The organism is Mycobacterium sp. NPDC049093, assembly GCF_040704635.1.
Classification (GTDB): Bacteria; Actinomycetota; Actinomycetes; order Mycobacteriales; family Mycobacteriaceae; genus Mycobacterium.
Genome location: NZ_JBEZJS010000003.1, coordinates 16,569 through 30,621, shown reverse-complemented (window position 1 = coordinate 30,621; position 14,053 = coordinate 16,569). Strand labels below are relative to the sequence as shown.

The window sequence follows — 14,053 nt, the reverse complement described above, 5'->3', positions numbered from 1 at the left end:
CGCTATCCACCGAACCTTGCGCCGGTGTCGACTCCCCACAATGCCATGGTCAGCAGCATGTTCAAGATGATGGTCGCCGTGATACTCGCGCGCATCGCCCTGCCGGCGGCTATCCCGACGCCTTCAGGACCGCCGGAAGCGAAGTATCCGTAATAGCATTGGATGGTCGACGAGACGAAGACGAAGATGACAGCTTTGACGGTGGCGTACATGACATCTCGGCCACTGATGAACAAGGAAAAATAGTGCAGGTAGGTACCGAAGGACTGGCCCGAGGAAATGCTGACCACCAGCTGGCACGACAGGAATGCGACGCCTAGACAGACCAGAAAGAGAGGAATGGCGGCGACCACTGATGCCACGACACGTGTGGTAACCAGATAGGGGATCGGCCGGATCGCCATCGCTTCCATGGCGTCGATCTCTTCTGCGATGCGCATCGCGCCCAATTGTGCGGTGAATCGGCAGCCGGCTTGGGTAATGAATGCGAGGCCTATCATGACCGGCGCAAATTCGCGCGTGGAGCCGAAAGACGATAAGAGGCCTGTGGCGGGACCGAGACCCAGAAGGTTCAAGGCGTTATAGCCTTCGACGCCGATCATTGCCCCGGCGGTAAAGCCCAAAACCAGCGCGACACCGACGGTGCCGCCTCCCACTACGATCGAGCCGTTACCCCAGGCGATATCTGACAGGATGCGCAGAAATTCGCGCGGATAGTGGCGCAGCGTAATGGGAATCGACGTCAGGATTCGGCCGAACAGATACATCATGTGACCGGTTTTGGCCACTGCTCGGCTGGCGGCGACAGTTGTATCCAGCGCGAGGCGTACGCCTGGGGGACGATGGGTGACGACTGCCACGGCTACAGGGTCACTCTCGGGAAGATCAGGACGTACAGCTGGGTGATGGCAACGTTGACGAGCATGAGCAGCAGGGTTGATTCGACGACGGCCGCGTTTACCGAGTTCGCGACACCAGCTGGACCACCATGGGTGTCTAATCCTTTGTGGCAGCTAACAATTGCGACAATCGCGGCGAAGACGACCGCCTTGACCAGTGCCAGTGTCAGATCGCCGACGGTGGCGAAAGAGGCGAAGGTTGTGACGAATGATCCGGGCGTTCCGTTCTGCAAGTAAACGTTGAACAGGTAGCCCGCGATGAACCCGACGAAACAGGTTAGGCCGGTCAACGCAACGCCGACGACGATGACGGCGGCGAAGCGGGGGACGACGAGGCGGCGGATCACGGATACGCCCATGACCTCCATGGCTTCGATCTCTTCGCGCATCGTGCGGGAGCCGAGGTCCGCGCTGACGGCGGAGCCGACCGCTGCTGCGAGCAGGATCGCGGCCACGAGTGGAGCGCCCTGACGGATCACCGCGAGCCCGGTCGCTGCTCCAGACAGCGAGGTCGCCCCGATCTGGCCGGCAAGCAGGCTGAACTGAATGGATAGCGTGACACCAATGGGAATGGTCATTAAAAGTGTTGGGGTAAAGGCGGTCCCAGCCATGAACGCTGCCTGCTTGATGAATTCTCCCACGATGAATCGCCGGGTGACGATCTCGACGGCGAAGTACTGGACGGTACGGACGCCTAGCACCACTTGGCCGCCGACCGTGTGCAGCGACTGCAGCGGATGAGACCGCATGTACCGGCGGCCCCAATCCCCAATTTCCCTTACAGCCGAACGGGTTTCGGGCGGTCGCGATCGTGCGTGATTGGCTGTCAACAGATCTCCCGCGCGAGTGCAGGCTGGTGGGGTTCACCGAGAGTCACGTCGGCGGCCCCTCGTGATTGGTGAAAGCTGTTGGACCGCATAAATAGCCCATCCATCAGTTGCTCGTCTCCGATCCAGGCCCCCGCGTCGCGTCGGCCGGCCGCGTTTCGGTCGTACTTGCTGTGGGGCGGCATTGGAGAGGTGGTTGTGTTGCTCTGGTGCATGTCTCGCACAGTTTGTCTGTGGTGAGTCGTGCCGCGAGGGCCAGGAGCGGTTCGATGGTTTTGCTGAATGCCCGCGCTGCAACGCCGCCGGAGTTTCCGTAGCTCAACTCGAAATCCAGGACGGTTCGATCGTGAGCTTCGGGTTGAAGGCGCAGAGTCGCTGTGAAATCGAAGCCAGCCAAGGACCGCAGAGCAATCAGGTGGTCTTGTTGCCATCCTTGGATTTCTGCGGTCGAACTGAGCGTCTTCGGTCCCAGGTCGACGCCGCCTTCGAATACCGCTCCCGGGCCGTAATCGGCATCGCCAACGGGTCGTACGCTGGTGATGCCGAACACCCATTCGTTCATGCGCCGGTAGTCGGCCACGTAGGCGAACACGTCTGCTGCGGATCGCTCGATGACGCCCGTCGTGTGTATCTCGACCATTCGATACTCCCGTCCCATGAGTCTGGGTTCCTATTTGTGCTGCATCTGAGTCGACGCTGAGCGGGGGCGACGGCGACCTGGGCCGCGCCGCGGGTTCCTCCGTCATCGTGCGTCCCGAAGACGCGTCCTCACCGGTGTTTGCCAGGGCCCGGCGCTTCGGTAAATGTGGCACACACCACCCTCGATGTCAATGAGACACGAATGCATCTATTCGTCTCTGTTGTGCACGTCGGGCTGGGGTGGCTCTGTTCTGCAAGGTCGACGGCGAAAGTAGTTGAAAGGCGCTCCAGCGGCTAGTCATCGCCGAGACGATGCGATTAATTCGTCTCATTGACTTTCGGTCGGGCATGCGCCAATGTTGGGTCATGGCAATGATCAAAGAACCGTTCCGGTGCGAGGACGCAGGTTTCTTCGGCCCGGACTCGATCTCCTGGCGCATCAGCGGCCCGACGATCTTTCCCGGCGTTGTGGCCACGGGCGCGTACTTCTTCCTCAATCCTTGGCTCGCGAACATTGGCGTCTCGAATTCCACGGGTGCCACCGATCCGTGGAAGCGCATTGTCCTGACCACCGAGTACATGTTTGCGATCTACTTCGGTGACCGGGCGACCGCCCAACACGCCGCGGATGTGGTCAACGCGATGCACGATCACGTCGTTGGCACCTGGGGCCCGACGGGCGATCGTGAACACTGCGCGTCGGAACCGCGCAATTTGCTGTGGTTGCTGATTCCGTACGGACAGGGGGCGCTCGACGCGTATGACGCGTACGGGCCGAGGAAACTAACCCTTGAAGAACGAAATCGTTACTGGCGTGAGGAAAGTACGATTGTCGGCAGACTCAATCGCATTCCGGACGAGTTGATGCCGAAGAGTCAAGCTGAGGTCGACACGTATCTGGCGGCCGAACGTGCCAATCTCGCTCTCACCGAGTCAGCTCTGTTCGTCAGTGACACCTTCTTCCCGCGGCCCAGGGCCGGACTGAAGCAGGCGTTGTTGGCGCTGCCGGTGCGGGCAGCCTTGTCCACCGGTGTCGCTTTGGCCCCCGACTACCTCATGCGGCTCTACGGTAAGGAGCCCTATCCAGAGCTGATGAAGGCGGCGGTCAAAGTTACTCATCGCCCTCTGTTCTCGGCGCTGTCCGCAACGCCCGTCGTTCAGGACATCATTCCGATGGCCGTGAGCGCTCCGGTGCGCAAACTGGTGAGCCGGGCCCGTGAAGCTGCTCGTACCGGAAATTACGACAGGCCGGCGGCGGGCGACGGTCCGGCTCAACGACTGCGGACTGTCATTTGAGGCAACGGTTTGACGGTGCATAACGCGATATCGGGAACTGTGCACGGTCGTCGGCCGCCTACCGGTGCGCCGATTGTCGGTGCAGTAATCTATGGCATGCGCTGAACTGTCAGTGTCGGCGCGCGGCAAGCACGCGAGCCTTCGGGGTGTCGAGGACAAGGTGGGTCAGGCGGTGGGCGCAGTGTCCGGCGGGGACAAGACCACCCTGCCTAGGGGGAAATCGGCCGCCGACAATTCCGAAGAGGTGACGGCCCGCATTCTTGCTGCCGCGCAACAGGAATTCGAGATGGTCGGCATCCGGCGCAGCAGCGTCAGTGACATCGCGCGTCGCGCCGGGATGGGGCGGGCCACCGTCTACCGACGATTCCCTGGCCGGGACAGTCTCGTCGAGGCCGTCGCGGGACGTGAGCTGATCGCGGTACTGGCGCGAGTGGCATCTAATCTCGCCAACACCGACAATGCCGCCGATGCCATCGTTCAGCTCACGGTGGCAAGCGCACGCGAGCTCCGAACAAACCCGCTGTTAAACCGATTGCTCACGACCGAGCCCGAAGAGCTCTATGGGTACGCGGCGAAAAGTGGCGGAACGGCGCTGGCGGCCGCGCGCACGTTCGTCGCAGGATACTTGGAGTCACTGCCCCGCCATGGTCTGGCCCATGGGAGTGAGCCGGCGGTCGCGGCCGAAATCATGATTCGGTTGGCGATGACCCAACTGTTGATACCCGACGGCTTGATCCCGTTTTATGATGACGTCAAAGTCGCGGCATTCGCGCAGCGATATCTTGTGCCGCTAGCGACGGGTACCGTCCACGATTCGATGTAGTCGCTGTACCGCCAACGGCACCGACAATGGAGAGCTGGTCACAGCGATATGCCCCTGGCCGCACATCACCCACGTACAACGCGTACTTTGCAGCAAAACTGGCGCGATCGATACGAGTCGGCCGAAAGTCACATCGTGCCGGAAGTTCGGCGGCGGGCACCGCGTCCCCTTTGGCCGCCGCGTCGAGATCGGCGAGCCGTAGCGCAACAGCCGTGGCATCGCAGCGGTTTTACGCGCTGCCAACATCGTCTTGGGGCGGCGAGCCTGGCCGGCATATCTGCCACGCGGGACGGTCTTGCTCCGAGATAACGAGTGTCGATGCGCCCAGTCCGCGGCCACAATTGCGCATATTGGGGTGCGTCTCATGAGGGCAGGGCGAAGGGGCTGGAGTGGCCTGCGTATACGCCTGACACGGTCCGTCTACTATCGGCTGCTGAGCGTTGGCAGGGTTAAGAGCGCTGACGATGTTAGCGGATGAATCGCTCGATCAACCCAAGTGCGCGCGTATACGTTCGTGGAGTGGCCCGCTTGATCGCCCAGGCGATCTTTGCGTCCAGCTGCGGCAGAACGTAGAGCTGGCCACGATCGTGGGCGTGAAGCGTCGTGCGTGCGATGGCGTGCGGCGGGGTCCCGATCCATCTCATGAGTGTTGTTGCGAGGTCGGCGGCGGAGTGTGAGATGGCGTCGTTGTCCACGATCTTGGTCTTGACCAGTGTCGGGCACAGTGCGGTGACGGTGATCCCCGTTCCGCTCAGTTCCGCCGACAAGGTTTCAGAAAGCGCGAGAACCCCTGCCTTACTGGCGCTATAGGCGCCCATACGCGGGGCTGCGGCGAAGCTGGCGGCCGACGCGACGTTGATGACCCCGCCTCGACCCGCAGCGCGCAACCGCGGCACGAACACGTGGCAGCCGTGGATGACACCCCACAGGTTGACCTCAAGGGTGCGATGCCAGTCGGCCAATGGAGTTTGGCCAATCACGTCGCCGCCGGTGCCGATGCCGGCGTTGTTGACGACAAGGCTTGTCGGACTACCGAACCATTCTTCAGCGGCGTCGGCGAGGTCCACGACCTGCTCAACGTTGGTGACATCGCACTGTGCAGCGAGGGCCTTTCCACCAAACTGGGTGATCTCCTCGACTGTTGCGTTCGCGCCATGTGCGTCGATATCGGCGCATACCACTCGGCCACCCCGGCGGGCGAGTTCCAACGCGAACGCACGGCCAATACCCGAGCCGGCGCCGGTGACGACGGCGTCGGCGAAGTCGGTCCTGCGGTCCGGGCGGCTGAAGGGTCGAGTGTGCATATGCTCTCCTGCTTGTTGTGGACAGATGAGATGCTCGCCGGGGGGCAAGAACGGCTTGCCTCTGGCGCAAACGCGAATCCGATGGCAGTACAGTCGAATTCGCTGAACGGCCTGGGCCTAGCGAACCGGCGCGCCGTTGCGTGCGCGGTGCAAATCCGCGCGATCGGTGGGCGGTGCGCTGTACTGGACCGACTGCTCGAACACTATTGAGTGTCGACCCTCGTTTGGTGTGTCGCCGGAGGACCTCCCGAGCGGATCTCCCGGGGAAGACAAACAGCTTCCAGTGCAGTAGTGGCCGGGCCGCGGATCACCGTGCCGTCGATCGCGAACCGCGCCCCATGCAGCGGGCAGTTCCATGTTCGGGATCCTGCGTTGAACTCGAGCTCCCAGTCCCGATGCGTGCACCGGGCACGAACTGCCCGCAGCTCACCCGCTGAGTCCCGGTAAATGCCTACCCGGTCGCCGTCGGCGTCGACGATAGTTGCCTGACCTGGCAGCAGCGTCGAATCATGCGGCTGTGGAACATTGCTAGACAGGCGATTTCGCGCGAATCGTACCGCGCCGACGGCCGCCCGCGCCGCAAAGTTCACCAGTGGCATGAGCGTCATGACGCGGACACTCGAGGCAGGGGGGCGGGAAGTTGCACGTCTACAACCTAGAGAAGCCCACCGTGTGTGTCAACGAGACGATTTTGTCGATCCGTCTCGACATGGGGCGGATTTCGTTCTAGGGTCGGTCCATGCAACCGATGCATTGGGATGGAGCGGACGCGTGATGGCAGCAAAGGCACACACTCAACGTGAGAAGCCCGAACATGAGGTCGTGATCATCGGCGCCGGGATAAGCGGCATCGGAGCCGCTATTGCGCTGCGGCGTGCGGGCATTGACGATGTGGTGATTTTCGAGCGGGCCGACGACATCGGCGGGACGTGGCGTGACAACACCTACCCGGGTGTCGGGGTCGACGTCCCCGCGCAGGGCTACCAGTTCTCGTTCGAGTTGAAGCCGGACTGGTCACGCGTTTTCGCCAAAGGCGCGGAGGTGAAGTCCTATGTGGATCATTGCGCTGATCGCTATGACATCCGTCCGTTGGTTCAGCTGAACAGCGAAGTCACAGCGAGGGAGTGGGATGAGGACCACCATCTGTGGCGGTTGACCGTCGCCGGCCGGCAACGCACCGCCCGATATGTCGTCAGCGCGATCGGACCGTTTGTCGAACCTAAACCGCCGGCCATTGAGGGAATCAAGGACTTTGGCGGTACGACGGTGCATTCAACGTCCTGGGATCACGACGTCGAATTGGCGGGCAAGCGTGTCGCGATCATCGGCACCGGTGCTAGCGCCGTGCAGATCATCCCGGAGATCGCCCCCGTGGTGGCCCACCTGGACGTCTACCAACGAACACCGATCTGGGTGGCGCCCAAGCCCGATCTGGTCACACCGACCGTGGTGTCCTGGCTCTTCGGCGCGGCCCCGCCTGTACAGCGGCGAGTACGAGACGGGGCAGCTCGCGCGATGGAGATATTCCTGATTGGTCTCGCGTTGAACCATGATCGTCTCAAGTTGGTAAATCGATCCGCTACTGGCCTGCTCCGCGACGTCTGGTACCGCCTGCAGGTGCGCGATCCGCACACGCGCCAGCTGCTGACCCCGGACTACGATTTCGGCTGTAAGCGGCCAGCGACCTCGAACAGCTATCTACGAACTTTTAATCGGCCCAACGTCGAACTGATCACCGACCCCATTAAGCGGGTCACTGCGCGCGGCATCCAGACGGCCTCGGGCGCCGAACGCGATATCGATGTTCTCGTTCTGGCCACCGGCTTCAGAACCGCTACCGACCCCGAGAATTACCGACGCACACCAGTCCGTGGACGCGACGGGTTCGATCTGGCGACCTTCTACACCGAGAACCACGCGCGCTCCTATGAGAGCGTGTCGATGCCCGGGCTTCCTAACCACTTCATCATTTTTGGCCCGTACGGTTGGGTAGGCGGCACGTGGCACGATCTGGTGGAGACCGCCTCGAACCACATCACACGGGTTATTTCCGAGGCGCGTCGTCGCGGCGCGACGGTCGTCGAGGTGCGCGAAGAGGCTGCCGACCGATGGACGGCGTATGCATTGGACCGCATGTCCCACTCGGTATGGACGCTCGGCGAGTGCACTAGCGCCAACAGCTATTACTACGATCAGCATGGCGATACGACGTACCTGCGCCCCACGTCCGCGCGGGAGGCATGGCACGCTTCGCGCACATTTTCTTTCGATGACTACGAGTTTCGTGTGCCTGACGCCGACGACGTGCACGAAAAGCTCCCATCGAGAACCCGCACGCGCAGGGAAACCGTGACGGAAATGGCTCCGCGGTGATGATGAGCAGGACAACCCGCAGCACCTCCTCATACGGGCACCGCATAGACGTTGATAACCCCGCAACTGGGGAGGTCATCGGTGCGATTGAGAACATGAGACCAAGCCAGGTCGCGGCGCTGACCGAGCGGGCGCGGGCGGCCCAACCCGCGTGGGAAGCGCTCGGATTCGCACAACGGGCGAAGCACGTGCGGGCGTTACAGGAGTGGTTTGTCGCTGAGCGCGAGGCGATCGTCGACATTGTGGTTGCCGAGAACGGAAAGACACGAGAAGACGCCCTGCTGGCCGAACTGTTCTATCTCGCCGATTCGATGGGGTTCTGGGCCAAGCGGGCTGAAAAATACCTCGCCGACGAAATGCCCTGGACCCATTCCCCTTTCGTACTCGGTAAGAAAATCGTGGTGCGGCACCGGCCGGTAGGTGTCGTGGGCGTCATAGCCCCGTGGAATTATCCGTTGACGCTCAGCATCGGTGACGCACTACCAGCCCTGATGGCCGGCAACACCGTGGTGATCAAGCCCAGCGAGTACGCGCCCCTGGCCGTGGAGTACGTAATCCGCGGTGCACAGCACGTCGGTTTCCCCGAGGACGTCTTGCTCCTTGCGACCGGCGATGGCGAGGCTGGGAAGGCCTTAGTCGACGGCGCCGACATGATCCAATTCACCGGGTCCACACGAACCGGGCGCCAGATTGCGGCTCGGTGCGGAGAACGATTGATCCCATGCTCGGTCGAGTTGGGCGGCAAGGACCCCATGATTGTCCTCGCTGACGCCAATATCGACCGCGCCGCCAATGTGGCTGTCGAGTGGTCCATGCGCAACTCAGGCCAGATCTGTATGGCGATCGAACGCGTCTATGTCGAAGAACCCGTCTACGACGAGTTCGTTGCGAAAGTCACCGCCAAGGTCGACAAACTGCGACAGGGACCGCCCGGCGGTTATGGATCAGTCGATGTTGGAGCGATCACGTTCCCCGCCCAAATGGACGTCATCGAGAACCATGTTGCGGACGCCTTCGATAAAGGAGCTCGCATCGTCGCCGGCGGTCATCGGTTGCCCGGCCCAGGCAGGTTCTTCGAACCCACCGTGCTCGTCGACGTAAACCACACGATGGACTGCATGACTGAGGAGACATTCGGGCCGCTGCTGCCAATTATGAAGGTACGCAACGAACAAGAAGCTGTGCGCCTCGCCAACGACAGTCCCTACGGGCTGGGATCGAGCATCTTCACTCGCGACATCGCCAAGGCTGAGCGACTAGCCCGCCGCCTCACCGCAGGAAACACGTGGATCAACGACGCCATCATGAGCTACCTCGCCCAGGAAGCCCCGTTCGCCGGGGCTCGCCAATCCGGCCTGGGGGGTCGCCACGGCAAACAAGGCATCCGCAAGTACTGCGAAACCCACACCATTCTCACCAGCCGCTTCACACTCACACGCGAACCCACGATGTTCCCCAATTCAGCGCGCCGATCACAAATATTTGAACGACTGATGGTCGTGCTGTTCGGCCACCGATCGTTGCGACCGAGTCTGCGCCTCGGACGACCGCCGCGTCGCCGGTCTCACGCAGACCCCGACACATCTGCCTGGCAGTGAAGGTCATAACGTGTCGCCCAACCACATTCATCCAGACCTTCGCACTGCCGCCCGGGCATTTCCTCGGCGCGGTGTGTCCGCCCGCCGGTTGAAAGCCGCACGCGCACTGAGCCATGTTCCCAATATCGTGCCGGTACGCGGGGTGCGCGCGGTGTCACTCGGCGACGGCGTCACGGTGCGCGTACACGAACCGGCAAACATGGTCACGCCCTCACCGGCGATACTGTGGATTCACGGCGGTGGATACGTCATCGGTACTGCCCGATTCGACGACCGATTCTGCCGCAGCCTCGCGCGAGCGACGGGCATTCCGATCGCCGCTGTCGATTACCGGCTGTCCCCCGAGCATCCCTACCCGATTCCTCTCGAGGACTGCCACCGCGCGCTGCGCTGGCTCAGCGGCGAGCGTTGGGTGGACTCGACACGAGTTGCAATCGCCGGCGCGAGTGCCGGCGGAGGGCTGGCGGCGGCCCTAGCACTGCGAGCCCGCGACCGCGGTGATGTAATACCAGCGCTACAGATGCTGATCTATCCGATGCTCGACGATCGCACCAGCGACCGGCGCGACATCGACGAGACAAGCTTTCGATTCTGGGGCCGTGCCGAGAATCGATTTGGCTGGAATTCCTATCTGGGACAAGCAGATCGAGATCAAGCAGTGCCAGCTCGGCAATCAGTTCTCAGCGGTGTCGCCCCGGCATGGCTGGGCGTCGGAACCGCAGACCTTTTCCACGACGAGGGCATCGCCTACGCTGCACGATTAGCCGCAGCCGGGGTGCCTTGCGACCTGGACGTCGTTCCCGGCGCATTCCATGGATTCGACCGCTTCGTGCCCTGGGCACGGGTGTCAAAACGCTTCGTCAGCAATATCCAAGAGCGCTTGCGTTTGTCACTTGTCCTGCCGGACTCCACCGGCGCAGGCACATAGGATCGCGTACCAAGACGATCTGATACCGAATGCGCCAGCACCGATCTATCCGCTTCATCGAGCACCGCGTGCGTTAGCGCCTGCACACCGATCGCAGAAACGAGCCGAGCGCTTCGACGACAACGCACGCTGCAGCGTGCGGGCAGGACGAGGCTGCGGCCGCAGTTTCGTCGTTGCGCGTGCACTGACCCCTCGATCAAATTGCCATGGCTCACTGGCGACGAGCGATCCACGGGGTACCGGCGGCGGTGTAGGAACGGATGGGTTCCCGGCGCAGGCGTCGGCGCTTGCTGCCACCAGCATGTGCCGACCGGCGGACCGATTACATAGATGCGCGCGGATGCAATCGGCCCGGTCGGCCTGCCTCACAGCGTGCGAGCGATGATCTCTTTCATGATCTCGTTGGTGCCGGCGTAAATCTTCTGAACTCGCGCGTCGACCCACATGCGCGAGATCGGATACTCGGTCATGTAGCCGTACCCGCCGAATAGTTGCAGACACTCATCGGCCACTTCCGACGCGCGCTCGGTGACCCACCACTTGGCCATCGCAACGGTCTGAATATCCAGTTCCCCCTTGAGGTGTCGTTCGATGCAGCTATCAACGAAAACCCGAGCGACGTGAGTATCGGTGGCCGCCTCGGCGAGGGTGAACTTGGTGTTCTGAAATTCGAAAATCGGCTTGCCGAACGCCTCGCGCTCCTTGGTGTACGTGATGGTTTGAGCCAGCGCCTCCTCCATCATCGCCACGCCGGTGACAGCGATCATTAGCCGTTCCTGCGGCAATTGCTGCATCAGCTGGATAAAGCCCTGCCCTTCCTCTGTACCAAGCAGGTTGCTCAGCGGCACCCGAACATCCTCGAAGAACAGTTCCGACGTGTCCTGGCCCTTCTGGCCGATCTTGTTCAGCGCCTGGCCGCGGCGGAAACCCCCGCGGTCCGCCTCGACCAACATCAGTGAGATGCCCGACGCCTTCTTTCTGGCGTCGGTCTTGACTACGACGATCACCAGATCGGCTTGCTGGCCGTTGGTGATGAACGTCTTCGCGCCGTTGATCACGTACTCGTCACCGTCACGTACCGCGCGGGCCTTGACGTTCTGCAAGTCCGATCCGGTGCCAGGTTCAGTCATGGCGATGGCGCCGACGACCTCGCCGGAGGCCATCTTCGGCAGCCACTGCTTCTTCTGCGCCTCAGTCCCGTACGACAGTAGGTAGTGGGCAACGATGCAGTTGTGTAGACCGGCCCCCCAGGCGGAGTCACCGACACGACTCTGCTCCTCCAACAGCACAGCCTCGTGAGCGAATGTGCCGCCGCCGCCGCCGTATTCCTGCGGGACGGACATGCACAACAGCCCCAACTCGCCGGCCTTGTTCCAGAGATCGCGGTCTACCTGGTGCTGTTCGACGAACCGTTCAGCATTGGGCGCTAGTTCTTTCTCGCAGAAGGCGCGAGCAAGCTCGCGCAGCGAGTCGAGTTCTTCGTCGAGCCAGGTAGGACGGTAGCCGGACATGTTTCTCCTAGTGGTGAGTGAGCAGAGACTTCGAACCTTGGGTACAAGCTGTTCCCAATATGGGTACACAGTGTACCCAGACTTTGGCGGGCGCAAGCTGCGACCCGGATACGCTGATCGCATGGTGTCGATGGGAGGAAAGACGGACAGCCTCAGTGCGCGGCGTGCCTCAGGTCGCAGCGATCGCGGTGAACAACGTCGCCGCGCCATCATCGCGGCCGGGATCCGCGCTATCGAAGAAGCCGGCCCAGGCGCGAACACCGGGGACTTCGCCGATCGCGCAGGGCTCAACCGCGCGCACATCTATCGCCACTTCGCAAGCAAAGAAGAACTCGACCGCGAGATCGCGCTCACCCTGTACCACGAACACAAAGCACGAATCCGGGAAGGAATTCGCGAGCGTGCAACGCCACAGGAGGCCGTACGCGGCCCGATCGTGCACCACGTCACCTGGGCTGACGAACATCCGAACCTATTCCGATTCCTATCCAGCCGGCGCTACGCCCGCACAGATGACACCGTCGGCAACGAGCCGAGCGGTTTCGCGTCAGAGATCGCCGCGGGCGGCGCGCTGTACTTTCCCGGCTTCCACAAAGATAAGTACGCAGACGATGGCTTCATCATCGCCATACATGGTCTGATCGACGCCTCCATCCAATGGTGGCTCGACCATCGGCAAGAGACGCGGGACGAACTCATCGAACGACTCGTCTCGCAAACATGGTTGCTGTTGCAACAGCGACTCGCAGAGACGGGCATCGCCATGGACGCAACTAGTTCGGCTGGTGTTTCTACGCCTGCGCAACAGAATGCAATGCCCTAACTGACGCCCCGTGCCGATACGCGCAGCTGAATCGCACAGACAAAACGCACAGCCGGGGGCAGCGTCGGGCAAGCGCGCTGCGGGAGCGAAATGCGTGCCGTAGATACAGCGAATCGGTGTTCGCGGTGGCTACCAGCCTGCAGGAGAACGTGTTCGAGACGTGCCGCGCGAAGAATGGCACAGTCTTGAGAGAAACATCGCGCGACATCCGGCGAGAACCGAGTCATCATCAGAGTTCGGGAATGCAACTCATGACGTCGTGTTCGAGAACTGACAATGGAGGCGACAGCCTCGCCGTGAAACTGTTGTTGATTCATGGGATCGTCGTGAGCGTTCCATACTGGTGTATGCGATCGGAATGGCCGAGGGCAGATAGCGATACGACCCGCGAGCATCAGCGATGACTGACAAGCACTTCCCTGATCTCACCGATCAGCAGCGAGCCCGTATCTGGGCAGCTGGGTCGGATATTAGTGAAATGGCGGTGCGGCTACGCGCGGGCACGGCGACACCCGACGACGTGGCCGGTGCACTCGGGCGCCTGTTTTCGACCGACGACAACCGAGACGCCCTGCGTCTTCCTCCGGACGCCGGCGTGCATGCAGAGTGCTTGGAGCGGATTCTGCGGCGGATCCCGGACGGTTGGGGTCGGTGGTTCCGGCACGACGCGGGCTGGTACCCGATCAGCATCGCCTGCGACCGGCAACTGGCGGCTCTCGACGGCGGCTACGTCGTCTACCAAGTCAAAGAGAAGTTCGGAACCCTGCGCTACTACTGTGAGCCCAGCACCGAGCGGCGTACTGAGCTGTGGGAGCGGTTCACCGCAATCACCGATGCGGCCGAACGTGAATCGGCCATCACCTGCGAGAGATGCGGCCAACCCGGCCGCCCGCATCGACAGCCATTCTGGGTGAAAACGCTGTGCGCTATGTGCGCAGCGGATCTCAGGTGCGTGCCGGAGTCATAGCGACGGAAAACCGGGACGAGGTTGCCTTCGGTGCAGTAAATGTTCCATAGCGGCACGGGGTCCTC

General features: G+C 62.1%; 13 protein-coding genes. 7 read left to right on the top strand and 6 right to left on the bottom strand.

Features of this window, described 5'->3' with window-relative positions; genetic code table 11:
- Window positions 1-2: 2 nt before the first annotated feature.
- The 3 genes from AB0876_RS10705 to AB0876_RS10695 all read right to left on the bottom strand — a co-directional run bounded on the left by AB0876_RS10705 (window position 3) and on the right by AB0876_RS10695 (window position 2,366).
- Window positions 3-860, bottom strand: coding sequence for an MlaE family ABC transporter permease (locus AB0876_RS10705; protein ID WP_016895472.1), 858 nt, complete (start codon window positions 858-860; stop codon window positions 3-5).
- Window positions 861-862: 2 nt separating this feature from the next.
- Window positions 863-1,648, bottom strand: coding sequence for an MlaE family ABC transporter permease (locus tag AB0876_RS10700; protein WP_050545737.1), 786 nt, complete (start codon window positions 1,646-1,648; stop codon window positions 863-865).
- 184 nt (window positions 1,649-1,832) lie between these two features.
- Entirely contained in the window at window positions 1,833-2,366 is a 534-nt protein-coding gene (locus AB0876_RS10695; RefSeq protein WP_100225986.1) for an SRPBCC family protein, read from the bottom strand.
- Window positions 2,367-2,731: 365 nt separating this feature from the next.
- Here AB0876_RS10695 and AB0876_RS10690 point away from each other — a divergent pair, with 365 nt between their 5' ends.
- Window positions 2,732-3,661: an oxygenase MpaB family protein gene (locus AB0876_RS10690; protein ID WP_071288176.1), complete on the top strand. Its 930-nt coding sequence runs from the start codon at window positions 2,732-2,734 to the stop codon at window positions 3,659-3,661.
- A gap of 112 nt (window positions 3,662-3,773) precedes the next feature.
- Window positions 3,774-4,484, top strand: a complete 711-nt coding sequence (locus AB0876_RS10685) for a TetR/AcrR family transcriptional regulator (RefSeq protein ID WP_162625439.1) — start codon at window positions 3,774-3,776, stop codon at window positions 4,482-4,484.
- A 467-nt stretch (window positions 4,485-4,951) separates the two neighbouring features.
- Here AB0876_RS10685 and AB0876_RS10680 read toward each other — a convergent pair whose 3' ends face one another.
- Both AB0876_RS10680 and AB0876_RS10675 read right to left on the bottom strand, forming a co-directional pair.
- On the bottom strand, window positions 4,952-5,788 hold the full coding sequence (locus tag AB0876_RS10680) for an SDR family NAD(P)-dependent oxidoreductase (RefSeq protein ID WP_071288174.1): 837 nt from the start codon (window positions 5,786-5,788) through the stop codon (window positions 4,952-4,954).
- Window positions 5,789-5,991: 203 nt separating this feature from the next.
- Window positions 5,992-6,387, bottom strand: a complete 396-nt coding sequence (locus AB0876_RS10675; RefSeq protein ID WP_225330142.1) for a Rieske 2Fe-2S domain-containing protein — start codon at window positions 6,385-6,387, stop codon at window positions 5,992-5,994.
- 175 nt (window positions 6,388-6,562) lie between these two features.
- Between AB0876_RS10675 and AB0876_RS10670 the strand changes: the two genes are divergently transcribed.
- The 3 genes from AB0876_RS10670 to AB0876_RS10660 are packed head-to-tail and all read left to right on the top strand — an operon-like array spanning window position 6,563 to window position 10,687.
- Window positions 6,563-8,161 (top strand): flavin-containing monooxygenase, encoded by a 1,599-nt coding sequence (locus tag AB0876_RS10670; protein ID WP_225330141.1) that lies wholly within the window; start codon window positions 6,563-6,565, stop codon window positions 8,159-8,161.
- The gene (locus AB0876_RS10665; protein WP_225341324.1) at window positions 8,161-9,759 is read left to right on the top strand and encodes an aldehyde dehydrogenase family protein; all 1,599 of its coding nucleotides are present in this window, start codon (window positions 8,161-8,163) and stop codon (window positions 9,757-9,759) included. Before AB0876_RS10670 ends, AB0876_RS10665 begins: the two co-directional genes overlap by 1 nt.
- 10 nt (window positions 9,760-9,769) lie before the next feature.
- Complete coding sequence (locus AB0876_RS10660) at window positions 9,770-10,687, top strand: alpha/beta hydrolase (RefSeq protein ID WP_225330136.1); 918 nt, start codon at window positions 9,770-9,772, stop codon at window positions 10,685-10,687.
- 365 nt (window positions 10,688-11,052) lie between these two features.
- On the opposite strand, the gene AB0876_RS10655 is transcribed toward AB0876_RS10660, so the two are convergent.
- A complete protein-coding gene (locus AB0876_RS10655; protein ID WP_293023727.1) occupies window positions 11,053-12,198 on the bottom strand; it encodes an acyl-CoA dehydrogenase family protein in 1,146 nt (381 codons plus the stop codon).
- A 121-nt stretch (window positions 12,199-12,319) separates the two neighbouring features.
- Between AB0876_RS10655 and AB0876_RS10650 the strand changes: the two genes are divergently transcribed.
- On the top strand, window positions 12,320-13,021 hold the full coding sequence (locus AB0876_RS10650) for a TetR/AcrR family transcriptional regulator (protein ID WP_225330661.1): 702 nt from the start codon (window positions 12,320-12,322) through the stop codon (window positions 13,019-13,021).
- Window positions 13,022-13,421: 400 nt separating this feature from the next.
- The gene (locus AB0876_RS10645; RefSeq protein WP_141245007.1) at window positions 13,422-13,988 is read left to right on the top strand and encodes a hypothetical protein; all 567 of its coding nucleotides are present in this window, start codon (window positions 13,422-13,424) and stop codon (window positions 13,986-13,988) included.
- Window positions 13,989-14,053: the final 65 nt, after the last annotated feature.

Excerpts from the sequence above, each read along its gene's own strand:
- AB0876_RS10645 (WP_141245007.1), top strand. The coding sequence starts at position 13,422 with ATGACTGACAAGCACTTCCCTGATCTCACCGATCAGCAGCGAGCCCGT.
- AB0876_RS10675 (WP_225330142.1), bottom strand. The coding sequence starts at position 6,387 with ATGCCACTGGTGAACTTTGCGGCGCGGGCGGCCGTCGGCGCGGTACGA.
- AB0876_RS10690 (WP_071288176.1), top strand. The coding sequence starts at position 2,732 with ATGGCAATGATCAAAGAACCGTTCCGGTGCGAGGACGCAGGTTTCTTC.
- AB0876_RS10670 (WP_225330141.1), top strand. The coding sequence starts at position 6,563 with ATGGCAGCAAAGGCACACACTCAACGTGAGAAGCCCGAACATGAGGTC.
- AB0876_RS10700 (WP_050545737.1), bottom strand. The coding sequence starts at position 1,648 with ATGCGGTCTCATCCGCTGCAGTCGCTGCACACGGTCGGCGGCCAAGTG.
- AB0876_RS10680 (WP_071288174.1), bottom strand. The coding sequence starts at position 5,788 with ATGCACACTCGACCCTTCAGCCGCCCGGACCGCAGGACCGACTTCGCC.
- AB0876_RS10665 (WP_225341324.1), top strand. The coding sequence starts at position 8,161 with ATGATGAGCAGGACAACCCGCAGCACCTCCTCATACGGGCACCGCATA.
- AB0876_RS10695 (WP_100225986.1), bottom strand. The coding sequence starts at position 2,366 with ATGGTCGAGATACACACGACGGGCGTCATCGAGCGATCCGCAGCAGAC.
- AB0876_RS10650 (WP_225330661.1), top strand. The coding sequence starts at position 12,320 with ATGGTGTCGATGGGAGGAAAGACGGACAGCCTCAGTGCGCGGCGTGCC.
- AB0876_RS10655 (WP_293023727.1), bottom strand. The coding sequence starts at position 12,198 with ATGTCCGGCTACCGTCCTACCTGGCTCGACGAAGAACTCGACTCGCTG.